The sequence below is a fragment of the Haloechinothrix aidingensis genome, assembly GCF_013450155.1.
Taxonomy (GTDB): domain Bacteria; phylum Actinomycetota; class Actinomycetes; order Mycobacteriales; family Pseudonocardiaceae; genus Haloechinothrix; species Haloechinothrix aidingensis.
In genome coordinates this window covers 77,236-99,623 of record NZ_JACCKD010000008.1, presented here as the reverse complement: position 1 = coordinate 99,623, position 22,388 = coordinate 77,236, and the positions used below count along the sequence as shown (strand labels likewise).

Here is a 22,388-nt window from a genome sequence, read left to right as displayed (position 1 = left end):
CGCCCTCTCAGCCCGCCAAGGCGCGAGCTCCCGCGGTGGTTTCGGTTATCAGGGCAGAGCCTGCCACGAGTCGCGCCTGCCTTCAACCCCGGACGGGACCGACGCCAGCGACAGCGCCCCGGCGAAGGCGGCCGTCACACCCAGCGCGAGGAAGCTCATCGCGTAGCTGCCCAGCAGCGTGGCGAGAGCGGAACCGGCGAACGGGGCCAGCGCCGTCGCGATCGTCACGGGCGCGGAGAGCAGGCCGGTGAGGCGGCCGTAGTGCGCGGTGCCCCAGCGATCGCTGACCTCGGTCAGGCACAGCACGGCGAGCGCCCGGTGGGCCCCGGCGCCGGACACGCTCGCCCTGCTCGCCCGTGTCGTCGACGTACTCGGCATGCGGTGCGACCCCGGACGTCAGCTCGCGGTCCGTGCCGGTGCCGCGGGAGTCGAGGGACCGGTCGGCACGCCGCAGGCCGTGTCGACCTGCTCGTCTGCCGGTCCGGCGACTCCGCCCGAGCCGCTGCACACTCCGGTTTCCGGCAGCGTCAGCTCGACCCGTTCGGCCGCCGCGTGGTCCCCTGCCAGTGCCGCCGCGATGCTGCGCACCTGCTCGTAGCCGGTCAGGGCGAGGAACGTCGGTGCCCGCCCGTAGCTCTTCATGCCCGCCACGTACATCCCCGGCTCCGGGTGGGACAGCTCGCGCTCCCCGTGCGGGTAGACAGTGCCGCAGGAGTGCACGTTGGGATCGATCAGCGGGGCGAGCTCCGTGGGTGCCTGCAGGACCGGGTCGAGCTCCAGCCGCACCTCGGACAGCCAGGACAGGTCGGGCCGGAACCCGGCGAGGGCGATGACCTCGTCGGCGGCCGTCACCTCGCGCCCGCTGGTCGAGGTCAGCACCAGGCGGCCATGCCGGTCCCTGGTGACGTGCTCGGTGCGGAACCCGGTCACGACGGTGACGCGCCCGCTGTTCACGGCGGACCGGGCGCGCATGCCCAGCTCGCCCCGTGCCGGTAGCTGGTCGTCCTCGCCGCCACCGAAGGTGTCGCCGAGCTCGTCCCGCCGGAGCAGCCAGGTGATCCGCGTGTCCGGGTGCCGCTCGGTGAGGGCGTCGAGGCTCAGCAACGCCGTCATCGCCGAGTGCCCGCTCCCGGCGATCACCACGTGCTTGCCGGCGTAGCGGTCCCGCACGGCGGGCGTGGAGACATCCGGGACCCGGTAGGTGATCCGGTCGGCGGCCGCTCGCTCACCGGTCGCGGGCAGCCCGTCGGCACCGAGCGGGTTCGGTGCCTGCCAGGTGCCGGAGGCGTCGATGACGGCGCGCGCCTCCAGGCGCGTCTCTGTGCCATCGCGGTCCCGGATGTGCACGGCCAGCGGCTCGTCCGCCCGGCCGGAGTCGACGACGCGGTCCCTCCCCGTACGTGCCACGCCGGTCACCTCGGTGCCGAGACGCAGGCGGGAGCCGAGAGCGGCCGCCAGCGGCCGCAGGTACCGCTCCACCCAGTCGGCGCCGGTGGGGTAGCTGTTCCCGTCCGGATGCTGCCAGCCCTCGGAGGTGAGCAGCGTGCGCGCGGCGGGGGAGGTCAGCTCTGCCCACCGGGAGAACAGCCGGATGTGTCCCCACTCGGACACGGCCGCGCCCGCAGTGTCACGGCGTTCCAGGACGAGCGTGTCGATGTCGCGCTCGACGAGCTCGGCTGCGGCGGCGAGCCCCACGGGCCCCGCGCCGATCACGACGACGGGCAACTCGGTCATATCCGATCCTTTCATCGAGCTATATCGATTGAACGAGTTCGAATCTATCGACGACGATCGATTGACGCAAGTATCGATGGCAATCGATACACTTGGCGATATGACGACGGAGCTGCCCAGGGCCCAGGTGCTGCCTGCCGCCGACGCGGCCACCTACTCCGAGTGGTTCGCCTGCCTGGCCGAGCCGGTACGGGTTCGCCTGCTGCACGCCGTGGCCACCAGCCCGCACGGGATCACGGTGGGCTCGCTGGTCGAGATCCTCGGCACGAGCCAGTCGACCTGCTCGCACCACGTGCGCAAGCTGGCCGAGGTCGGGTTCGTGCACGTCGAGAAGGTGGGCACGGCCACGGTCGTCACGATCAACCAGGCGTGCTGCAGCGGCCTGCCGCACGCGGCCGATGTGGTGATGGGGACGCTCGTGCCGCGCCCGTGCTGCCCGGCGGACCTGCCGTCCGGCGTCACCGTCCGCGCCGTCGAACGGCACGACTGGCCCGCGGTACGCCGCATCTACGGCGAGGGGATAGCCACCGGGGTCGCTACCTTCGAGACCACCGTGCCCAGCCGGACGTCACTGGACTCGGCGTGGCTACCGGGACATCGCTGGGTCGCCGAGATCGACGGCGAGGTGGTCGGCTGGACGGCCGCGGCGCCGGTCGACCGCCGCGCCGGGTACTCCGGGGTCGCCGAGACGGCGGTCGCGGTCGCCGGGGGCTACCGGGGCCGCGGAGTGGGCAAGGCACTGCTGCACAAGCAGGTCACCGAGGCCGACGCCGCCGGGTTGTGGACCCTGGAGACGTCCCTGTTCCTCGGCAACCGTGCCGGTATCGCCGTGCATCACGCCGCCGGCTACCGCACCGTCGGCGTTCGCGAGCGCATCGGGCAGCGGGACGGGGTATGGCACGACACCGTGCTGCTCGAACGCCGCAGCGCCACCTCGCCGGGCACCGCGTGACGGTGCCGGGCTCCGGTCAGCGGTACGCGAACTCGCCCTCGGACGGGTCCCAGCGCAGGCCGGGCACCGTCCAGCCGTTGCGCTTGACCATCTTCTTCGCATCGCGCGCGTACCGGCCGGTGAGCCGGTCCAGGTAGAGGTAACCGTCGAGATGGTCGGTCTCGTGCTGCAGGCACCGTGCCAGGAAACCGGTCCCCTCCACCTCGACGGGCTGGTTCTCGGTGTCCACCCCGGTGACCCGGGCCCAGTCGGCGCGCCCGGTGGGGAAGGACTCGCCGGGCACGGACAGGCAGCCCTCCCAGTCGTCCTCCGGGTCGGGCATGGTCTCCGGCACGGCGGAGGTCTCCAGGACCGGGTTGACCACCACCCCGGAATGCATCTGCCCGTCGTCGTCCGGGCAGTCGTAGACGAACACGCGCAGGTCGACGCCGATCTGGTTGGCGGCCAACCCGACTCCCGAGGCCGCGTACATGGTCTTGAACATGTCGTCGACGAGCGTGGCCAGCTGCCCGTCGAAGGTCTCCACGGGCCGGGTCGGGGTATGCAGGACGGGGTCGCCTGCGATGCAGATGGGATGCACGGTCACGGCTACTCAGGATAACCGCCAGGGCAGCGCGCGACGGCAGCACCGTCTCCGGACGCGGACCTCGCGGCGTCGGCGTAACACGTTCGGGACGCGCCGACGGGCGATGCCAGCGGAGGCCAACCTCGCCGTGATCTAATGGAGCAGGCGGAATAACATCGATGTCATTACGGCCGTGCGGTCCCGACACGATTGTGAGGCGAGCAGCCAGATGGATGCCGCGGAGTCAACGCTCCGGAGCGAGGAACCCGCAGCCTCGGCGGCCGGCGAAGCGAGTGGGGGGCTGTCCCGCCGCGATCACGAGATCCTCGCTTTCGAACGGCAGTGGTGGAAGTACGCGGGAGCCAAGGAAACCGCGATACGCGAGCTCTTCGGCATGTCGGCCACACGGTACTACCAGGTGCTCAACCGCCTGATCGACTCGCAGGAGGCGCTGAGCGCGGACCCGATGTTGATCAAGCGGCTACGTAAGGCGCGCGCTGATCGGCGTCGCACACGTGCCGCCAGGAGGCTGGGGATCGAGCTGTCATGACCATCGCAGGCATGTCACGTCCGATGCGCGCCGCCGGGTTCGGCCTGCTCGGCGTCGCGGCGATCGCCACGGTGATCGGTACGGCGAGCACGATCAGCTCGGACGAACCGTCCGACGACACGGCGGCGCCGACCTCACCCCAGGAACCGACGCCGTCCGAACCGGACACCACTCCTGGTGAGGACACCGGGACGCCGGACGAGGACGGCAACGGGGACGAGGAGCCGGACGACGAGGAGACCACGCCCGGCGGCGAGGACGGCGACCAGGAGGACCCCGCGGACGGGGACGACCCGGGCGACGGGATGGAGCGGCCCGGTGACAAGGGCCTGGACCCGGAGGCGCAGCGGACACCGGTGCGGGTGTTCAACAACAGCAACATCTCCGGTCTCGCCACCCGCGCCGCGGGCGACCTGCAGGACGCCGGGTGGAACGTCACCGGGCACGGCAACTACTCGGACGGCAGGATCCCTGCCTCGACGGTCTACTTCCGGGAAGGCACGGCCGAGGAGTCCGTGGCCGAGAGGATCGGCTTCGAGTTCGGCATGCGTATCGAACCGCGCTTCGACGGGATCAAGGACTCCAGCCCCGGTGTGATCGTCATCGTGACGAAGGACTACGCGGAGTCGAGCAAGAACAACTGACGGTCAGCGCAGCGCGGGAGGGCCTGGGCACAGGTAGCCCGGCGCGCCGCGGGCGGGTCGTCGTGCCGCCGGTTGCCGGGAACGGTCGCTGGTAGCCGGGCCGCTGCCCGGTGCCTCGCGGGTTACTGCTGACTCGCGGGTTACTGCTTGTAGCGGTGCCGCAGCCCGATGCGCCGCCAGTCGCGTACCCGCCTCGCCGGTGTGCCGGGAGGTCCCGCTCCGGCGACGGCGCGGCGCGTCGGCCTGCGCAGTCCCAGCCTGCGGTGCGAGCGCCCGCCACGCCGGATGGCGCGGCGCTCCTTCGGCGGCACATCCCAGGCCTCGGGGTGCGCGGCCAGCCACCGGTACCGGTACACGGCGTACGGCAGGTGAGCCAGGTACAACAGCAACGCCGCCGACAGCGCGATCAGCGGGAACTGGATGATGGCCGCGGCGAGCAGGCCCACACCGACCAGCAGCGGGGCCACGGCCTTGGCGGGTACCCGCATCGTCTTCACCGACAGGGTGGGCAGCCTGCTGATCAGCAGCGCCGCGATGGCGATCGTCCATCCCCAGACAGCGACCGGATGTGTCCACCAGCCCGGACCGAACTCCAGCGTCAGCGTGACCGGCAGCAACGCGAGAAGCCCACCGGCGGGGGCGGGGACGCCGACGAAGAACTCGTCGGCGTACGGGGGCTGCTCGGTGTCGTCCAGCAGGGTGTTGAAGCGGGCCAGGCGCAGGATCATGCAGACCGCGAACACCAGGGCGGCGATCCAGCCGAACCGGTGCCCGTCGGAGAGCCAGATGAACAGGACCAGTGCGGGCGCGACCCCGAAGGACACCGCGTCGGAAAGCGAGTCCAGCTCCGCGCCGGTCTTCGAGGTGGCGTCGAGCAGCCTGGCGATGCGACCGTCCAGGCTGTCCAGCAGCGCCGCTACGACCACCCCGACGATCGCGAGGTCGTAGCTGCCGAGCAGCGCGAACTGGACAGAGGACAGGCCCGCGCAGAGAGCGAGGATGGTGATCGCGTTCGGGAGGAGGCGAACGCCGGGGGCGGTTCGCGTCATGGGGGTCAACTTCCGGCGGTCGATGCGGGTGGCTGGGCTGTGCCTGGTGCCGACGGGAGTGCCGCGAGCGGGGTTTCCCCGCCGATGGCACGCTGGCCCACGGTGACCAGGACATGGCTTCCGTGCGGGAGGTAGATGTCGACGCGGGATCCGAACCGGATCAGGCCGTAGGTGGAGCCCACCCGGCCGGCGTCGCCTTCCGTGACGTCGCAGACGATGCGGCGGGCCACCAGCCCCGCGATCTGCACAACGGTGAGCCGGTGTCCGTCCTCTGTGCGCAGTAGCAGCGAGTTGCGCTCGTTGGCCTCGCTCGCCTTGTCCAGATCGGCCGAGAGGAACTTGCCAGCGCGGTAGGCGACGCGCTCGACCGTGCCGGTCGCGGGGAGCCGCTGCACGTGGACGTCGAGCACGGACAGGAAGATGCTGATCCGCGTGCGGGGCTGCTGGCCGGTTCCCAGCTCGGCGGGCGGCGTGGCTTCCTCGACAGCGGTGACGGTGCCGTCTGCCGGGGCCACCGCGAGGTGCGGGTTCGCGGGCGCGACGCGGTTCGGCTCCCGGAAGAACCACGCGAGCGCGCCCGCGGCGAGCACGCCGGCGGTGCCGAGCGGGGTCGCGATCCTGCGCAGCAGCAACGCCGCCGCGAGGGCGCCGATCACGAACGGCCTGCCCGCGGGGTGCACCGGCGGCACCGACTCCCTCGCCAGGTGCAGGATTCTGGCGACCGTGTTGTCGCCCGTGTGCGAATCAGAGTTCATCGTTCTGCGCTCTATCTACAAGGTCTGCTGGAATGCTCTCACGCTAGACCACCGCGCGGGTGCACCCGCGCGGGGCTCGACCACCGAGCCGGGCCGGAGCGGACCGGCTCACCCGGCCTGCCCGGGGGCTCAGCTCAGCAGCAGCACATCGACCTCGTCACCTTCGGCCAGCTCGGTGGTGTCCTCGTCGACCACGATCAGGCAGTTCGCTTGCGCGAAGGAGGCGAGCAGGTGGGATCCCGGCCCGCCGTGCGGCGTGACGGTCCCTGCGGAGTCGTTTGTGGACGCGGCAGGGGCGGGTTTGTGATAGCCACGCCGGAATTGACGCTTGCCGCTGGGCGAGTCCAAGGGCTCGAGCAGGCGCGCGCGGGCAGCCGGGCGATCGACGTACGGGTGCCCCATCGCGGCGAGCAGCGCGGGACGCAGGAAGACCTCGTAGGAGACCAGCACGCTGACCGGGTTGCCGGGCAGTGTCACGATCGGTACACCGTCGAGTGTCCCGCTGCCCTGCGGGCCGCCCGGCTGCATCGCCACCTTGGTGAAGGTCATGTGCTCGCCGGTGAGGGCGTCCTTGACCACCTCGTAAGCGCCCGCACTCACACCTCCCGAGGTCACGACCAGGTCGGCTGCGCTAGCGCGTTCCGCGAGGGCGGTGGTGAACTCGCCGACGTCGTCGGCGACCGCGCGCAGCACGTCCACCTCGCAGCCGAGCCCACGCAGCGAGGCAGCCAGCATCACGCTGTTCGACTCGTAGATCTGGCCGTCGAGCCGTGTCGTGGGCGGGGTGACCAGCTCGGTTCCGGTGGAGACCACGAGCACTCGCGGGGGTACTCGCACGGCGAGGTGCGCCCGCCCGATGGCAGCGGCAAGGCCGAGCTGCGCGGCGCCGAGGACCGTGCCTGCCTGCAGCGCGGGAGAGCCCTCGGCGAGGTCCTCACCCGCGCGGCGCACGTTGTTACCCGGCTCGGCCGGGACGGACACGCGCACCGTTTCGGTGCCCGCGTCGGTGTCCTCCACGCGGATCACCGAGTCCGCGCCGGGGGGTACGGGGGCGCCGGTCATGATCCGGTGTGCCGTTCCCGGGCGCAGCTCGGGGATGTCCGTACGGCCCGCGGGGATGTCCGCCTCCACGGGCAGTGCGACGGGATGCTCCGCGCTCGCCGCGGCCACGTCCTCGGCGCGCACCGCGTAGCCGTCCATGGCCGAGTTGTCGAAGTGCGGCAGCGGGACGCCCGCCGTGACATCCTCGGCAAGGACGAGGCCGTGGCAGTCCTGTAGCGGGAGCTCGCGCACCCGCGCCTGTGGTACCAGCGCACGCACCGTTGCCTGGTGCTCGGCGACGGAAACGGTCATGGTGTCCACCCCTCACGTAATACCTGTGCGGCGACCCTACCCCGTGCCCAGGTGGGAGCCGAATGTCACGTACGGCTCCCTAGATGGAGCCGCCGCCACCTTCGGCTCCATCACATCAGTGCCGACGTCCGCTGCGGCGGTCGCATGCGAAACTGCGTTGACGCCCAGAGGTGGCGGCAGCGGCGGAGGTAACGAGGGAGGATCCGGTGGACGTGCACACGCGGCACACGCCGTGGTTCGGGGTCGCTCGGGTGGTGCTGTCCGCGGGCGAGGCGGTCCGCGCGGAGCAGCGGGCGATGGTCGCGACCAGCTTCGGGGTGTCGGTCGTGCCCGACGGCACGGCAGGCAGGCGCGCGGCGAACCCACCGGCCACCTTCACGGCTCCCGCCGAGGGCGGCTGGGTCGACCTCGCGCCGGAGCACCCCGGCGACGTGTACGCGCTGGAACTGCCCACGACCGGTGGCTGGTGCGTGACACGCGACGCGGTGCTGGTCAGCCCCGCCACGCTGCGGGACGACCCCCTGTGGTCAGGGTTCCGGCAGCTGTTCGGCGCCGAGCCGGGCTTCCTGCGGCACGTCAGCGGGTGCGGGTCACTCGTGCTGGCAAGCGGAGGCCCCGTCGAGGCGTTCTCACTGGAGGCGGGCGAGGTCGTCACCATCGCTCCCGCGTACCTGCTGGGCTACCCCGACACCGTGCAGTGCAGGCTGCGCGCGCTCGACCCGGCCGGGCCGCAGTCGCTGCGCACCGGGGAGGGGCTGGTGCTGGACGTCGCAGGCCCCGGGACCGTGCTGGCCAGGACGCGCCGGACGGCGAGCTGACCCCGACCGCGACCGACCGGCCGCCGATCGGTCGCTCCGGACGGGAGCGACTAGGCTGCCATGCGTGTCGGACGAGCATGGGGACGATCTCATAGGGCGCAAGCTGGGCAACTACCAGATCAACGCGGTGCTCGGTCAGGGCGGGATGAGCGTGATGTACCGCGCCACCGACGTGCGCCTCGGCAGGAAGGTGGCGCTGAAGGTCATCGGTGAGCATCTCGGAGCCGACGCGGAGTTCCGCGAGCGGTTCGTCGACGAGGCGCGCAACACCTCGGCGATCGACCACCCCAACATCGTCCCGATCTACGACTTCGGCGAGGTCGACGGGATGCACTACATCGCGATGCGGCTGGTGGACGGGTCGGACATCGCGGCACGCATCTCCGGTGGCCCGCTCGACCCGCGTCACGCGCTGGACCTGCTCGAGCAGGTGGCCGACGCGTTGGACACCCTGCACAAGCGGGGCCTGGTGCACCTGGACGTCAAACCGGCCAACGCGCTGGTCACCACGACCGGGTCGGGACGCGAGCACGTCTATGTCGCGGACTTCGGGCTGACCCGCAGGGGCGCGACGGGGCACCGCACAAGGGAAGGTGACTTCCTCGGCTCGCCGACCTATGCCGCGCCGGAGCACCTGCGGGGCGAGCCGCTCGACGGGCGCACCGACCAGTACGCGCTCGCGTGCGTGCTGTTCACCTGCCTGACCGGACGGCCACCCTTCCAGGGAGACGTCCCCACGGTGATCAAGGGACACCTCACGATGGAGCCTCCCGCGGCCACCGAGGTGTCGGGGGGCCGGTCGCCGGCTCTGCCGCACGCGCTGGACGCCGTGCTCGCGACGGGGATGGCCAAGCAGCCGGGTGGGCGTTACGCGAGCTGCGCCGAGCTCGTCGCCGCGGCCCGGCGAGCCCTCCCGGCACCGGACCCGTCGAGCGCGGCACCCGCGGCCGGTTCGGGCAACCGTGCCACCGGCCAGCAGGCGGAGCAGGCGCCCGCCACCGGGCCTGCCGGGGGTACCGGACCCGCTGCTGGGTCTGCCGCTGGGTCCGCCGCTGGGTCCGCCGCTGGGCAGCCACCGGCGGGCTCCCCGGCCGGGACCCACCCTGCCGGGACGCCTCCCGCCGCGCAGCCGCAGCCGTACGGCCCGTGGCGCCGGCCGTACGGCCCCGCTCCGCAGGCGCAGCAGGGGTACGGACCGCCTCCGGCGCCGCCCTACGGCACACCGCCTGCCCCCGGTCCCCAGCCGCCCGCCGGTCCGTTCGGTGACCCGGTGCGGCTGCGCCCGCCCGAACCGGCCGCGGGTGCGGCCTTCGACGGGTCCGGAGCGGGCGGGCGTGATCGCTGGTTGGTCCCGGTGCTTGCCGGAGTGATCGCGGTCCTCGTGGTCGTGGTGATCGTGCTGCTGATTGTCGCGCTGTGACGTCTAGTACCCTGACCAGTGCAGCTTGCACTCTCACCGCGAGAGTGCTAAACACGTAGTTGGCACTCGACACCGTCGAGTGCTAGGTAGGACCCGCTGACATGCGGGTTCTGCGTTGAAGGTCGGGACGGTGAGGCCTGGTTCGGGATCTGCTTCGGGATTCCGGGCCGGTCGTCCGTCGCGGGCACCGAGCCTGGCCGAGGACGTGTCCGGTGAGGGCTGTTCACAGCTCGCTCGCCTCGAGGACTCTCGGGTCCACGAGGCGGTGGGGGCTCCGCAACCAACGCGCGTTACGCGCGCTTGCGCGCGGGGAGCGGCCCGAACATTGAATGACGACACTGCCATGGACGCCTACAGGTGCGTCCCTGGCGCCCAATACCGGAGGACCACACCGAAATGGCCAAACAGATTGCGTTCGACGAGGACGCCCGCCGCGGGCTCGAGCGCGGCCTCAACACCCTCGCCGATACCGTCAAGGTGACGCTCGGCCCCAGGGGCCGCAACGTCGTGCTCGAGAAGAAGTGGGGCGCGCCGACCATCACCAACGACGGTGTTTCGATCGCCAAAGAGATCGAGCTCGAGGACGCTTGGGAGAAGATCGGCGCCGAGCTCGTCAAGGAAGTCGCCAAGAAGACGGACGACGTCGCCGGTGACGGCACGACCACGGCCACCCTGCTCGCGCAGGCACTGGTCAAGGAAGGTCTGCGCAACGTCGCCGCCGGTGCCGACCCCATCGCGCTGAAGCGCGGGATCGAGCAGGCCGTCGAGGCCATCACCGAGCAGCTGCACAAGTCCGCCCAGGAGGTCGAGACCAAGGAGCAGATCGCTGCTACCGCCTCGATCTCCGCCGCGGACCGCACCATCGGTGAGCTCATCGCCGAGGCGCTCGACAAGGTCGGCAAGGAAGGCGTCGTCAGCGTCGAGGAGAGCCAGACCTTCGGCCTCGAGCTCGAGCTCACCGAGGGTATGCGCTTCGACAAGGGGTACGTGTCCGGTTACTTCGTGACCGACCAGGAGCGGCAGGAAGCCGAGCTGGACGACCCCTACATCCTGCTGTACGGCGGCAAGATCTCCAACGTCAAGGACAGCCTGCCGCTGTTCGAGAAGGTCATGCAGGCCAACAAGCCGCTGCTGATCATCGCCGAGGACGTCGAGGGCGAGGCCCTGGCTACCCTCGTGGTGAACAAGATCCGCGGCACCTTCAAGTCGGTCGCCGTCAAGGCTCCCGGCTTCGGTGACCGCCGCAAGGCGATGCTGCAGGACATGGCGATCCTGACCGGTGGCCAGGTCATCACCGAGGACGTCGGCCTCACGCTGGAGAACGCCGACATCTCGCTGCTCGGCCGTGCGCGCAAGGCGGTCATCACCAAGGACGAGACCACCATCATCGATGGTGTCGGCGACGCGGACCAGATCCAGGGCCGGGTCAACCAGATCCGGGCCGAGATCGAGAACAGCGACTCCGACTACGACCGCGAGAAGCTGCAGGAGCGGCTGGCCAAGCTGGCAGGCGGCGTGGCCGTCATCAAGGCGGGTGCGGCGACCGAGGTCGAGCTCAAGGAGCGCAAGCACCGCATCGAGGACGCCGTGCGTAACGCCAAGGCGGCCGTCGAGGAGGGCATCGTCGCCGGTGGTGGCGTCGCCCTGCTGCAGGCCTCCCAGGATGCGTTCGAGAGCCTCAAGCTGACCGGCGACGAGGCCACCGGCGCGAAGATCGTGAAGATCGCCGTCGAGGGCCCGCTCAAGCAGATCGCCATCAACAGCGGTCTCGAGGGCGGCGTCGTGGTCGAGAAGGTCAAGGGCCTGGACAAGGGCTACGGCCTCAACGCAGCGACCGGCGGCTACGAGAACCTCATCGAGGCCGGCGTCATCGACCCGGCGAAGGTGACTCGTTCCGCGCTGCAGAACGCAGCGTCGATCGCCGCGCTGTTCCTCACCACCGAGGCTGTCGTTGCCGACAAGCCGGAGAAGGGCGGCGGCGGAGCTGACGCCGGCGCCGACCCGACCGGCGGCATGGGCGGCATGGGCTTCTGATCCCCCAGAAGTCTGGAAGGGCCCGGTTCGCTTCGGCGGCCGGGCCCTTTCTCATGCCGTGTCAGGCATGTGGACACCCCATGTCGGCCCTGCCGGCATGCCGCGTTGGGCGGGCGGACACCCCGACGTGGGCCTTCCGTCTAAATCAAATCGTCTCTTCCTCGGGGATCAGCAGCCAGCCGATGGCGTAGAGCACGAGCGGGGCGCCGAGGGCGATCAGCGCTGTCGCGACAAGCACGATACGCACGATGATGGCCTCGATGCCGAAGTAGTCCGCGATGCCACCACAGACTCCCGCGATCATCCTGTTGCTCTTGCTGCGGCGGATGCGCTTGAGATTCTGGGGGTTGAAGTCGTTGTTCGTCATGCTTCCATGCTCCACGACGTCGGGCCGGTGCGCATCAGGGAAGATCCCGAGATCGGCCCTGGTTGTCCCCCGGATCGTGTGGCATCGCGGTCGTGATGACGACCCTGACGTCTCACAAACGCGGGGGCTAGGGTCGCCACCCACCGCGCCGGAGTCCACGTTCCACCTGCTCGCCGACCCGGGCCGCCTGGTGGCGGACGGCGTACGAAGTGAACTGCAGCAGCCGCCTGCCGTCGATGGTCAGCTCGTTGTGCCGGTCGAGATCGGAGTTCCAGTTGCAGACTTCGAGGTGCGGGAGGCCGTGTATCTCCACGGACAGGTCGAACTCCTCCCAGTCGGAGTCGAGGTAGTAGTGCCCGCCCGGGCGCCGCACGGCGCGCTGCCGTGTCGGGGGTGGGAGGCCGCGTCGGCGTGTGATCCGGTCGAACTCCCGCTCGGGCAGTGAGTGCACACCGCCACCGGCATCGTGGATCGTTTCGAGGAGTACAGCGTGGTGGACTCTATGGCCGAGACGGGTGAGCGCGCCGAGCAGCCGGTGCGGGGTGGTGACGCGTTGCTGCACGGCGGCGAGCACGGGGGCGCGGGCGGCGCTCGGTACGGCTGCCCGGCTGCCCATGTCCAGCACGCTGCGTTCGATGCGGGTGCGCCGGGGCGTGCGCCGGGGATGGACGTCCTCGGGGCCCAGGTGGCGGGTCCGGATCGCCAGCACGCCGTCACGCTGGAGCTTGCGCTGCGCGGCGGGGATGGCGATCCACGTCGCCGCCGAGGCGAACCCGCGCAGGCCGTCGATCGCTGCGGCGGTGGGACCGGCGAGCGCGGACCCCGGTGGTGCCGCCAGCAGGCAGACCCACGTCTCTTGCTCGGGACTCAGCGGGCCGTTGTGCGTGACCAGGACACCGCGGTGTGGTCGTTGCCAGCGCCCCGAGCGGAGCCGGGCGCGGACCTCGCCGCGGGACATCACCGTCAGCGCCTGCCGGAGCGTCACGACCCCGTGCTGGGAATGGAGGAACGTCATGGTCGCAGGGAAGCACCCCGGCGGTCATGCGGGCGACGTCGTGCGCAATCTGTGGACACCGACCTGCCGTGTGGACTTCGGGTCGCCATGGCGACCGTTTCGCCTCACGATCCCGAGGTTGCCCGGGTGGTGTGCACCAGCGAGGCCAGCCGGGTGGCGTCGTGCGGGGCGTACCCGGCCTCGTCGTTGTCGAAGTACAGGTAAACGTCGCGCGGGCGCTCCGCGGCCTCGCCTGCCACGGTGTGCTCGGTGCGGGGGCTCGCGCCCGAGGCCCACGCCTCGATCAGCCGGGCCCATTCGCGCAGCGCCTCGTCGGTGTAGCCGCCCGCGTAGAGCTCGCGTTCGCCGTGCAGCCGGATGTAGACGAAGTCGGCCGTGACATCGTCCAGGCGGGGGAACTGCCCGGCCGAGTCGGCGACGACCAGGCCGATGCCGTGCTCGCGCAGCAGCTCGACGCACTCGGCCGTGGCGAAGCTGGGGTGGCGCACCTCCAGCGCGTGCCGCAGTGGACGGTCGGCGTCGGCTGAGGTGTGCGGCTCGCCCTTGACCTTGTCGTCGTGGCTCTTGGCGACCTCGGCGGCCTCGCCGGTGGTGCGCGGCAGCTGGCCGAAGAACCCGGCCAGCCGGTCGGCGTCGAAACGCATCCTCGGCGGTAGCTGCCAGACGATCGGCCCCAGCTTCGCGCCCAGTGCCAGGGGGCCGCTGGCGAAGTAGTTCGCCAGCGCGGACTCCACGTTGCGGAGCTGTTTCATGTGCGTGATGAAGCGGCCACCCTTGAGGGCGAACAGGAAGTCCTCGGGGGTCTGCTCGAACCAGGTACGGAACGACTCCGGGCGCTGCAGGGAGTAGAACGTACCGTTGATCTCCACCGTGCCGAGCTGCCCGGCCAGGTACTCCAGCTCGCGGCGCTGCACCAGCCCCTGCGGGTAAAAGCTGCCGCGTCGCCACTCGGCATACTGCCAACCGGACGTACCGATCCTGATCTCCGAAACGGCGATCACCCCCTTGGTTACCGCTTCCGTAGGTGGGAGCCGAATGTCACGTTTGGCTCCTTCTAAGGAACCGAGGTCACCTTCGGCTCCCTCGCCGGTCGCTAGTTCAGGGCGGTCAGGAAGGCGCGCCACGCGTCGGCGGGCGCGTGCAGGTGCCCGCCGGCCGGGTCCTTGGAGTCGCGCACGGCCACCGTGGCCGGGTGCAAGGCGACCTCCACACAGTCACCATTGCCGCCGCTGTAGCTGCTGGTGCGCCAGGCGACTTCGACGCAACCTCCGTTGGTGCCGCTGAAGCTGCTCTTCCGCCAGGTCAGACCGGTGTGCTCGCGGGCACGCATCGCGATCCATCCTCCGCTCGGTCGTACTCGCTTGCCAGCTCGGCAAGCCACTCCCTGGATTGTCCCTCATCCAGGGCGACCTCGGCGAGGCGCGCGAGGATCCTCCGGTAGGTGGATATGTCCTCCGGGGTCTCGAGAAACACACTGGCGGTCTCGTTCTCCACGTACACCACCGGCTGATGTTCGTCGTACCGCATCAGGAAGAACGGGCCGGCAAGCCCGGGATGCGCGCCGGCGGCCGTGGGCACCACCCGGACGGAGCAGTGCGAGAGCGAGGTAGTGAAGACGAGCTGTAGCACCTGCTCGTGCATCACTCGTGCTCCGCCCACCGGCAGCCGCAGCGCCTGCTCGTGCACATAGAACAGCAGTCGGGGTGGGCGGTAGCGGCGTAGCAGGCTCTGTCGCGCCATCCTCGCCTCCACCCGCAGCTCGATGTCGTCCAGGGACTCCAGCGGCGAGTCGTACAGCAGCGCTCGTGCGTACTCCTCGGTCTGCAGCAGCCCGTTGATCCGGGAGAGCTCGAAGCTGGTGATGGATGTTGCCGTGCTCTCCTGGATCACCAGTGAGCGCAGCTCGTCCGGTAAGGCCTGACCGTGCGGGCGCACCCAGTAGCCGTCGTCGGCCTGGCGTGCCAGCTCCAGCAGCCGCTCCAGCTCCGCACGTGCCACGCCGCAGCTGCTCAGGTAGATCGCCGTGTCTACTTCGGACGCGCTGCGTTGGCCGCTCTCCATGCGCGAGACCTTGCTGTGCGACCAGCCCAGCCTGCGTGCCATCTCGACGCCGCTGAGCCCGATCGTTTCCCGGGCGTGGCGCAGCTCGGCGCCCAGCTCGCGCGCCCGGGCGGTGGAATCAGGCAGGCCCATCTCGTGCCCCTCCGTCGGTGTACTCGCGGGCCAACCTAGACCCGCAGGAGTCGCCGATGTGGTGCGCCGCGCGAGCGTCACCGCAACGGAGGTCGGTGTGCCACCTGGTCACGCAACACGGGATGTCCGTCCGCCCAACACGGCATGCCAGCACGCCAGACACGACATGCCCGTACGCCCGATGCGTCGAAGAGGCATCGGGCGTACGTCGGCCAGCAGGCGGCTTCGCTCAGCGAAGCCAGTGGTTGTGCCGGACGAAGCCGACTCCGGCCCACCTGCGGCCGAGTCCCCACGTGTTACCCGCGTACACGGCTGCCAGCAGGATCAGCACCAGGGCGTAGATGAGGTGATCCTCGATGATCGGGTTGGTCGACCTCGTCAGCTCCCCGGCCTCGGTGAACCGGGCCAACGGCCACGCGGCCAACCACATCAACATCAGCATGACCGTTCCCGCTGCCGCCGAGACACGCAATCCCACGCCGAGGAGCAGCGCGGCACCGATGCCGAGCAGCCCGGCCATGAACAACCAGTCAGCCCACGCGGCACCCGCCAGCGAGTTCATCGTCGCGGCGAAGGGTCCTACGTCGACGCCGCTGAGGTATCCCTCCGTCGGCGACCCGCCATTGAGCCACGCGCTTTCCGAGGCCGTCGCGTATCCGAGACCGAAGAGCTTGTCGAGAAACGCCCAGAGGAAGACCAGTCCCATGGCGATGCGCAGCACGGCGGCGATCTTGCTGGCCGTCGTCGTCATCACCGACCCGTGCTCTGACGCGGTCTCGGCCGCTTGTTTCGGGGCCACCTGCATGGTTGCGTCGACCCGCGGTTCCTGGGTCACGGACATGATGTCCTCCTTGTCCTCGTGCGACTGGCATGGTGCCTTCAGTCTGCGCGGGGAGGCAGGAGGAGCACTGGGGTACAAGGTTCCCTGTCGCTGGGTCATTCGTCCTCGAAACACCCCGCTGGGTGCGAGCACTCGCGCGCCCAACACACCGTGCCGACACACCTGACACAGCATGTCCGCACGCCAAACACAGCATGTCCGCACGCCAGACACACGGTGCTCGCACGGCCGACACGGTGGGGCACGGGTCCCGGTCGCAGGGCCGGGGCGGGGGTTACTGGAAGGCTTCGGCGTCGAGGATGCGGTAGGCGTAGCCCTGCTCGGCGAGGAAGCGCTGGCGGTGGGCCGCGTAGTCGGTGTCGATGGTGTCGCGGGCGACCACCGAGTAGAAGTGCGCCTGCCGCTGGTCCTCCTTCGGGCGCAGCAGCCTGCCGAGGCGCTGGGCCTCCTCCTGGCGTGAGCCGAACGTGCCGGAGACCTGGATCGCCAGCGACGCCTCCGGCAGGTCGATGGAGAAGTTCGCGACCTTGGAGACCACCAGCGTGCTGATCTCGCCGTTGCGGAACGCCTCGAACAGCTTCTCCCGCTCCTTGTTCGACGTCGAACCCTGCACGATCGGTGCGTCCAGCGTACTCGCGAGGTGCTCCAGCTGTTCCAGGTACGCCCCGATCACCAGCGCGGGCTCGTCGGGATGGTGGTCCACGATGGACTTCACGATTCCCGACTTGGTGCGCGCGGTCGAGCAGATCTTGTACCGCTCCTCGGCCTCGGCCGTGGCGTAGTGCAGCCGCTCCTCGTCGGTGAGCGTGCCGCGCACCTCGATGCACTCCGCGGGCGCGATCCAGCCCTGCTGCTCGATGTCCCGCCAGGGCACGTCGTAGCGTTTCGGCCCGATCAGCGAGAACACGTCCCCCTCGTGCCCGTCCTCGCGCACCAGCGTGGCCGTCAGGCCCAGCCTCCTGCGCGACTGCAGGTCCGCGGTCATCCGGAACATCGGCGCGGGAAGCAGGTGCACCTCGTCGTAGATCATCAACCCCCAGTCGCGGGAGTCGAACAGCTCGAGGTGCTTGTACTCGCCCTTGGTCTTGCGGGTGACGACCTGGTAGGTCGCGATGGTGACCGGGCGGATCTCCTTGCGCTCGCCGGAGTACTCGCCGATCTCCTCCTCGGTCAGCGACGTCCTGGCCACCAGCTCGCGCTTCCACTGCCGCCCGGCGACGGTGTTGGTCACCAGGATCAGCGTCGTCGCCTGCGCCCGCGCCATCGCCGCGATCCCGACGAGGGTCTTGCCCGCCCCGCAGGGCAGCACCACCACGCCGGAGCCACCGGCCCAGAACGCGTCCGCGGCCTGGCGCTGGTACTCGCGCAGCTGCCAGCCGTTCTCGGCCAGCTCGATCGGGTGCGCCTCCCCGTCGACGTAGCCGGCGAGGTCCTCGGCGGGCCACCCGATCTTGAGCAGTGCCTGCTTGAGCCGCCCCCGCTCGGACGGGTGCACCGTGACCGTGTCGTCGTCGACGCGCTGCCCGATCATCGGTGCGATCTTCTTGTTGCGCAGCACCTCCTCGAACACCGCGCGATCGGTCGTGGTGAGCACGAGCCCGTGCACCGGGCTGTTGCTCAGCGTCAACCGGCCGTACCGGCCCATCGTGTCCACGATGTCGATTAGCAGCGGCTGCGGAACGGGGAACCGCGAGTAGGTGGTCAGCGCGTCCACGACCTGCTCGGCATCGTGCCCTGCCGCCCTGGCGTTCCACAGCGCCAGCGGCGTCACCCGGTAGGTGTGCACGTGTTCCGGCGCCCGTTCCAGCTCGGCGTACGGGGCGATCGTCAACCGCGCGTCGTCGGCTTGCGGGTGGTCGACTTCGAGCAGGACGGTCTTGTCCGACTGCACGATCAGGGGGCCTGTACTCACACCCCCCTTTATAGCGTGCTCCGCGGCTCGCTCAGGATCCCGCCTGCTCGGACTCGGGTAGCAGGGACAGCACGTCCAGCCGCTGGTCGAGCATCCCGGCGTCGTGCATGAGATCGGCCACCCGCTGCAGCCGCGAGCCGTTCAGCGCGGTCGGGTAGCTGCCGAGCGCGACCAGTGCCGAGTCCGTCTCGTCGATGGAGGTGAACTCGGGTAGCAGTCCGCGGATCGTCGGCGGGTCGCTGCCGAGCTCCTGGGAGCGCTGGAGCAGGTTGCGGAACAGGCTGAACGTGTTCGGGTTGGCCTCGGCGGTGTCCCGCACGGCCACGTAGCTGGACATGGGGAACTCGTGCATCTCGCCGCGCGCGGTGTCCGCGAGGAGCGTCGCCCCGAACTCCCGCTGGGCGGTGCTGATATCCGGCTCGGACAGCCACGCGGCGTCGGCCTCCCCGGAGCCAAGGGCGCGCATGGCGTCGTCGAACGGTAGCTCGGTGAACGTGACGCCGCCGGGGTCGATCCCTTCGGTCTCCAGGCGGGAGCGGGTGGTCAGCTCGCCTGCCGCGCTTTCCGGGCGGACCGCTATCGTCGCCTCGTCCAGGTCCCCGAGCTCGCCGGGGCCTGTCCCGGGAAGCGTCACCAACGCCATCGTCTCCGGCCCGGAGACGTAGGCCTCCCCCTGGAACTGGTACGGGGCGCCGTCGGCGGCACGGTCGAGCACGGTGACGTTGCAGGCGTAGGCGACGTCGACCTCGCCCGCCGACAGCGACTCGAGGACGCCTGCGCGGTCGTCGTGCTGCACCAGCTCGATGTCGAGGCCTTCCTTGGCGAAGATGCCCTGCGCCACACCGAACCGCAGCGGGACGGTGCCGATCGAGTCGAACACCCCGACCCGCAGGGTCTCCAGCTCCAGCCCCGGGTCCTCGCGCTGCCTGGACTCGCCGGAGACCAGCGCGCAGCCGCCGCTGAACAGGACGATCGCGAGAGCGAGCGCGATGCTGCTCGCGCGCTGTACCGCGCGTGTGGGCATGCGTGCCTTCCGCGTCGATTTCCCCGGCGTTCATCGCACGCCGGTCAGGTGGTTCGTTCGGCGTGCGGCCAGGATTGTAACGCCCGCCCGGCCTGTCCGGACGGTCCGCATGCCTCGCCGCGCCGGGTGTGCGGGAGCGGGGTGGCCGAGCGTCTTTCGCGGCTCGCGACCTAAGGCTACCCTCGGGTAGCCGGTAGGCACGGCGTTCGGCCGGTGCTTCCGGTGGACGGTATACACCGTCCTCGGTCGGTACTGTCCAGCGGCCGGTAGGTACCGTTCTCGACTGAACGAACAGCGCGCGCCGTCAACGCCGCAGCGTGTGGACGTGGAAAGGAACCCGGGTGTGGCCCGTCGCAGCAGCCGTCGTTCCGGCGAGGCTGCCGGTTACCCCGGCGCCGGGCGGGACGGCACCGATGAGGCCGGGGTACCCGTCCCCACTGCCGGGCAGTCCGGCCGGTGGCGACTCCGCAACTGGTCGCTGCGCACGAAGCTGCTCGCTGTCCTGCTCATCCCTACCCTGACCGCGGTCGCGCTGATCGGCTTGCGGCTGGTGAGCGAGCAAGAGTCCGCCGACCGCCTCGAGCAGCTGTCCACGCGGGTGAGCATGGAGACCTCGCTGGCGAAGCTGGTGCACACGCTGCAGCGCGAGCGGGACATCACGGTGCGCTATGTAGCGCGCGGGCGCGACGGTGCTCTCGACGAGGTGCGCACGCAGCGGGAGCGTGTCGACGAGCAGCTCGGCACGTTCAGCAACGACTTCCGCTCGGCACGCGACGACCTCAGCGAGGACAGGGTCGCGGCGTTCGACGAGGTCGACGAGCGCATGAACGTGCTGACCGGCCTGCGGTACGCCTCGGAGCACTCGGAGTACCCGCCGGACGCGGTGCGGCGTTCCTACACCGAGCTGATCACCAGCCTGATGGCCATCCGCGAGCAGGCCGTGGCCACGATCCGCGAGCCGGAGCTGGTACGCGCGCACCTGGCGGCGTCGACGCTGGCGCGGGCCAAGGAGAAGATGTCCGTCGAGCGTGCGCTGATCGCCGAGGGCATCAGCCGGGGCGAGCTCGACCAGCAGTCCACCCGTGACCTGCTCGGCGCGCGGGCCGAGCGGGACGCCGCCGTCGCGGACTTCCGCACGTTCGCCAGCTGGGAGCAGCAGCAGATCTACGAGGACACCATGACGGGTCTGATCGTGGACAACGGCAACGACATCAGCGAGGCCGTGCTCACCAGGGCCGAGAGCGATCGTTCCCTCAGCGACCTCGACGCGGAGGAATGGGACACCGCCTCCACCTACACGATCAACCTGGCCGCGGAGGCCGAGGACGCGCTGCTGGTCGGTATGCAGGAGCGGACCGACGAGCTCGCGGACCGGACCAGTACCGCCGTTGTGCGCGACGGCGCCATCGTCCTGGGGTTGTTGTTGCTGGCCACCGTCCTCACGATGGTGATCGCGCGCTCGCTGTTGCGCCCGCTGCGCACGCTGCGCACCACGGCATTCGATGTGGCGCAACGCAGGCTGCCCGCCGCGGTACGCGGGATGCGGGACGATCCGGGCGCGCAGTGGTCCACGGAGGTCGCTCCGGTCCCGGTGTACAGCAGGGAGGAGCTGGGTCAGGTCGCGCGGGCCTTCGACGCCGTGCACGGTGAGGCCGTGCGGCTCGCCGCGGAGCAGGCCGCGCTGCGGACGAACGTCAACGCCATGTTCGTGAACCTGTCGCAGGCCGGCCGTGAGCTGTCCGAGCGCCAGCTGGCCGTGCTGGACAGGATGGAGGCCGAGGAACGCGACCCGGAGAACCTCGCGAACCTGTTCGAGCTGGATCACCTGGCTGCCCGGCTGCGCAGGATCGGCGAGAACCTGCTCGTGCTGACCGGGAACGACTACGTGCGGATGCTTCCCGGCACGGTGCCTGCGGCCGAGGTGCTCGGCGCTGCGCTGTCCGAGATCGACCAGTACCAGCGGGTGCGGATGCTGGACCCGCCGCCGATCGCGATCCGCGGGGACGCGGTCAGCGATGTGGTGCATATCATATCCGAGTTGCTGGAGAACGCCACGAACAGCTCCGAGGCCGATACCGCGGTGACCGTGGCGAGCTCGATGAACCACCGCGGTCAGTGGCTGGTGGAGATCACCGACTACGGCCCGGGGCTGTCCCAGGAGGCGATCGAGCGCGCGAACGCGCGGCTGGCCGAACCTCCCGAGATCGACGTGGAGGCGACCCGGCGGATGGGCCTGTACGTGGTCGCCTGCCTCGCCCAGCGGCACGACCTCGCGGTGTGGTTGCGCAACGCCCCGTCGGGCGGGTTGACGGCCTCGCTGCTCGTGCCCGCCGAGCTGATCAACGACCTGCCGGCGGACGTGTCGGACTCCTCGTCCGTGGGGCCGTTGCGGCGGCCGGACCTGCGCAAGACGGATGCGCTGGAACGCCCCGGGGAAACGGGGGGTGCGCACAGCCCGGCGCCGGCACCGGCCGGACCGCCGAAGCGGGCCCCCGTTGTGGGCGACGGCCCGGCTGCCGGCAGTGAAGGCGTGCAGCCACATCCGCTCGACGACGAGCAACCCACCGAACGCTTCCCCGCTTACCAGGACCTGCTGACGCGATGGTTCGAGGCCCTTCGTCCAGGTGAGGCCGGTGACCAGCCGGTCGGCGGTGCCGAGCCGGAGGAGGCCGGCTCGGCGGAGGAACCGGACTCCGGCGATGCGGGTGAGAACGCGGGAGAGGACCAGTCACCGGAACCGGCGAACGACGGGGTGGAGCACGGCGCCGGGGCGGGATGGCTCGACGCTCCCACAATCCGGAACATCACGCGCGCGAGTGCCGCCATTGGGGTGAACTTGACGGAGGATGACAGTTCCGGTGATGCGGCGATACCGCCGGCGAGCCGGGGCGAGCTCGACCTCGGGGACGGCCTCGCGGACCTGGTCGACTACGCGGGTTCCCCCGCCATGGAAACCGTCCGTGACCTGGCCGAACACGGTCGCGAACCGGCTGCGGCCGGGGTGAACGGCAGCACCGCCCTCGAGGTGGTCTCGCGGGATCCGGAGGCCGTTCGCCAGCGGATGGTGGGCCTGCTGGACGGCCTGCGGCGGGCTCGACAAGAGAGTCCGGGTGAATAGGCTGGCCCGCCATGAGGTCATGCGTGCGGTCGTGTGAGACTGCG

The 22,388-nt window shown here is 70.4% G+C and carries 21 protein-coding genes; 7 read left to right on the top strand and 14 right to left on the bottom strand.

What is annotated here, in order from left to right:
- Positions 1-48: 48 nt before the first annotated feature.
- The gene (locus tag H0B56_RS23050) at positions 49-378 is read right to left on the bottom strand and encodes a hypothetical protein (protein ID WP_180894550.1); all 330 of its coding nucleotides are present in this window, start codon (positions 376-378) and stop codon (positions 49-51) included.
- Positions 379-396: 18 nt separating this feature from the next.
- Positions 397-1,734 (bottom strand): FAD-dependent oxidoreductase, encoded by a 1,338-nt coding sequence (locus H0B56_RS19490; protein WP_180894549.1) that lies wholly within the window; start codon positions 1,732-1,734, stop codon positions 397-399.
- Between the two features lie 100 nt (positions 1,735-1,834).
- On the opposite strand from H0B56_RS19490, the gene H0B56_RS19485 reads away from it, so the two are divergent.
- A complete protein-coding gene (locus H0B56_RS19485) occupies positions 1,835-2,686 on the top strand; it encodes a helix-turn-helix domain-containing GNAT family N-acetyltransferase (protein ID WP_180894548.1) in 852 nt (283 codons plus the stop codon).
- A 16-nt stretch (positions 2,687-2,702) separates the two neighbouring features.
- Here the strand turns inward: H0B56_RS19485 and H0B56_RS19480 are convergent, their stop codons facing one another.
- On the bottom strand, positions 2,703-3,272 hold the full coding sequence (locus H0B56_RS19480; protein WP_180894547.1) for a peptide deformylase: 570 nt from the start codon (positions 3,270-3,272) through the stop codon (positions 2,703-2,705).
- Positions 3,273-3,480: 208 nt separating this feature from the next.
- On the opposite strand from H0B56_RS19480, the gene H0B56_RS19475 reads away from it, so the two are divergent.
- Positions 3,481-3,801, top strand: coding sequence for a DUF3263 domain-containing protein (locus tag H0B56_RS19475; protein ID WP_180894546.1), 321 nt, complete (start codon positions 3,481-3,483; stop codon positions 3,799-3,801).
- Between the two features lie 11 nt (positions 3,802-3,812).
- Positions 3,813-4,445: a LytR C-terminal domain-containing protein gene (locus H0B56_RS19470; RefSeq protein ID WP_246361346.1), complete on the top strand. Its 633-nt coding sequence runs from the start codon at positions 3,813-3,815 to the stop codon at positions 4,443-4,445.
- Between the two features lie 140 nt (positions 4,446-4,585).
- Here the strand turns inward: H0B56_RS19470 and H0B56_RS19465 are convergent, their stop codons facing one another.
- The 3 genes from H0B56_RS19465 to moeA all read right to left on the bottom strand — a co-directional run bounded on the left by H0B56_RS19465 (position 4,586) and on the right by moeA (position 7,602).
- Complete coding sequence (locus H0B56_RS19465) at positions 4,586-5,494, bottom strand: CDP-alcohol phosphatidyltransferase family protein (RefSeq protein ID WP_180894545.1); 909 nt, start codon at positions 5,492-5,494, stop codon at positions 4,586-4,588.
- Between the two features lie 5 nt (positions 5,495-5,499).
- On the bottom strand, positions 5,500-6,249 hold the full coding sequence (locus tag H0B56_RS19460) for a phosphatidylserine decarboxylase (RefSeq protein WP_180894544.1): 750 nt from the start codon (positions 6,247-6,249) through the stop codon (positions 5,500-5,502).
- A 129-nt stretch (positions 6,250-6,378) separates the two neighbouring features.
- Positions 6,379-7,602: a molybdopterin molybdotransferase MoeA gene (moeA, locus tag H0B56_RS19455; RefSeq protein WP_180894543.1), complete on the bottom strand. Its 1,224-nt coding sequence runs from the start codon at positions 7,600-7,602 to the stop codon at positions 6,379-6,381.
- A 206-nt stretch (positions 7,603-7,808) separates the two neighbouring features.
- On the opposite strand from moeA, the gene H0B56_RS19450 reads away from it, so the two are divergent.
- The 3 genes from H0B56_RS19450 to groL all read left to right on the top strand — a co-directional run bounded on the left by H0B56_RS19450 (position 7,809) and on the right by groL (position 11,874).
- On the top strand, positions 7,809-8,420 hold the full coding sequence (locus tag H0B56_RS19450; protein WP_180894542.1) for an AIM24 family protein: 612 nt from the start codon (positions 7,809-7,811) through the stop codon (positions 8,418-8,420).
- 64 nt (positions 8,421-8,484) lie between these two features.
- Positions 8,485-9,840, top strand: a complete 1,356-nt coding sequence (locus H0B56_RS19445) for a serine/threonine-protein kinase (RefSeq protein WP_343063965.1) — start codon at positions 8,485-8,487, stop codon at positions 9,838-9,840.
- Between the two features lie 396 nt (positions 9,841-10,236).
- Positions 10,237-11,874 (top strand): chaperonin GroEL, encoded by a 1,638-nt coding sequence (gene groL, locus H0B56_RS19440; RefSeq protein ID WP_089301485.1) that lies wholly within the window; start codon positions 10,237-10,239, stop codon positions 11,872-11,874.
- 145 nt (positions 11,875-12,019) lie between these two features.
- Here the strand turns inward: groL and H0B56_RS19435 are convergent, their stop codons facing one another.
- From H0B56_RS19435 to H0B56_RS19400, 8 genes are all read right to left on the bottom strand, one after another.
- Positions 12,020-12,241: a PspC domain-containing protein gene (locus H0B56_RS19435; protein ID WP_089301487.1), complete on the bottom strand. Its 222-nt coding sequence runs from the start codon at positions 12,239-12,241 to the stop codon at positions 12,020-12,022.
- Positions 12,242-12,368: 127 nt separating this feature from the next.
- Positions 12,369-13,256, bottom strand: coding sequence for a hypothetical protein (locus tag H0B56_RS19430; RefSeq protein ID WP_180894541.1), 888 nt, complete (start codon positions 13,254-13,256; stop codon positions 12,369-12,371).
- 104 nt (positions 13,257-13,360) lie between these two features.
- Entirely contained in the window at positions 13,361-14,257 is an 897-nt protein-coding gene (locus H0B56_RS19425; RefSeq protein WP_180894540.1) for a DUF72 domain-containing protein, read from the bottom strand.
- Between the two features lie 92 nt (positions 14,258-14,349).
- Entirely contained in the window at positions 14,350-14,586 is a 237-nt protein-coding gene (locus H0B56_RS19420; protein WP_180894539.1) for a DUF397 domain-containing protein, read from the bottom strand.
- The gene (locus H0B56_RS19415; protein ID WP_180894538.1) at positions 14,559-15,449 is read right to left on the bottom strand and encodes a helix-turn-helix domain-containing protein; all 891 of its coding nucleotides are present in this window, start codon (positions 15,447-15,449) and stop codon (positions 14,559-14,561) included. Before H0B56_RS19415 ends, H0B56_RS19420 begins: the two co-directional genes overlap by 28 nt.
- A gap of 229 nt (positions 15,450-15,678) precedes the next feature.
- A complete protein-coding gene (locus tag H0B56_RS19410) occupies positions 15,679-16,200 on the bottom strand; it encodes a DoxX family membrane protein (RefSeq protein WP_246361364.1) in 522 nt (173 codons plus the stop codon).
- A gap of 364 nt (positions 16,201-16,564) precedes the next feature.
- Positions 16,565-18,202, bottom strand: a complete 1,638-nt coding sequence (locus H0B56_RS19405; RefSeq protein ID WP_180894536.1) for a DNA repair helicase XPB — start codon at positions 18,200-18,202, stop codon at positions 16,565-16,567.
- 31 nt (positions 18,203-18,233) lie between these two features.
- Positions 18,234-19,226 carry an ABC transporter substrate-binding protein gene (locus H0B56_RS19400; RefSeq protein ID WP_180894535.1) on the bottom strand — a complete coding sequence of 331 codons (993 nt, stop codon included), beginning with the start codon at positions 19,224-19,226 and terminating at the stop codon, positions 18,234-18,236.
- Between the two features lie 343 nt (positions 19,227-19,569).
- Here H0B56_RS19400 and H0B56_RS19395 point away from each other — a divergent pair, with 343 nt between their 5' ends.
- Positions 19,570-22,344 carry a nitrate- and nitrite sensing domain-containing protein gene (locus H0B56_RS19395; RefSeq protein WP_180894534.1) on the top strand — a complete coding sequence of 925 codons (2,775 nt, stop codon included), beginning with the start codon at positions 19,570-19,572 and terminating at the stop codon, positions 22,342-22,344.
- The last annotated feature ends 44 nt before the right edge of the window (positions 22,345-22,388 follow it).

Bases quoted from the DNA above. Each gene is read 5' to 3' on its own strand.
- H0B56_RS19460 (WP_180894544.1), bottom strand. From the start codon at position 6,249: ATGAACTCTGATTCGCACACGGGCGACAACACGGTCGCCAGAATCCTG.
- H0B56_RS19435 (WP_089301487.1), bottom strand. From the start codon at position 12,241: ATGACGAACAACGACTTCAACCCCCAGAATCTCAAGCGCATCCGCCGC.
- H0B56_RS19420 (WP_180894539.1), bottom strand. From the start codon at position 14,586: ATGCGTGCCCGCGAGCACACCGGTCTGACCTGGCGGAAGAGCAGCTTC.
- H0B56_RS19475 (WP_180894546.1), top strand. From the start codon at position 3,481: ATGGATGCCGCGGAGTCAACGCTCCGGAGCGAGGAACCCGCAGCCTCG.
- H0B56_RS19410 (WP_246361364.1), bottom strand. From the start codon at position 16,200: ATGACGACGACGGCCAGCAAGATCGCCGCCGTGCTGCGCATCGCCATG.
- H0B56_RS19485 (WP_180894548.1), top strand. From the start codon at position 1,835: ATGACGACGGAGCTGCCCAGGGCCCAGGTGCTGCCTGCCGCCGACGCG.
- H0B56_RS19470 (WP_246361346.1), top strand. From the start codon at position 3,813: ATGTCACGTCCGATGCGCGCCGCCGGGTTCGGCCTGCTCGGCGTCGCG.
- H0B56_RS19490 (WP_180894549.1), bottom strand. From the start codon at position 1,734: ATGACCGAGTTGCCCGTCGTCGTGATCGGCGCGGGGCCCGTGGGGCTC.
- H0B56_RS19415 (WP_180894538.1), bottom strand. From the start codon at position 15,449: ATGGGCCTGCCTGATTCCACCGCCCGGGCGCGCGAGCTGGGCGCCGAG.
- moeA (WP_180894543.1), bottom strand. From the start codon at position 7,602: ATGACCGTTTCCGTCGCCGAGCACCAGGCAACGGTGCGTGCGCTGGTA.
- H0B56_RS19400 (WP_180894535.1), bottom strand. From the start codon at position 19,226: ATGCCCACACGCGCGGTACAGCGCGCGAGCAGCATCGCGCTCGCTCTC.
- H0B56_RS23050 (WP_180894550.1), bottom strand. From the start codon at position 378: ATGCCGAGTACGTCGACGACACGGGCGAGCAGGGCGAGCGTGTCCGGC.
- H0B56_RS19430 (WP_180894541.1), bottom strand. From the start codon at position 13,256: ATGACGTTCCTCCATTCCCAGCACGGGGTCGTGACGCTCCGGCAGGCG.
- H0B56_RS19465 (WP_180894545.1), bottom strand. From the start codon at position 5,494: ATGACGCGAACCGCCCCCGGCGTTCGCCTCCTCCCGAACGCGATCACC.
- groL (WP_089301485.1), top strand. From the start codon at position 10,237: ATGGCCAAACAGATTGCGTTCGACGAGGACGCCCGCCGCGGGCTCGAG.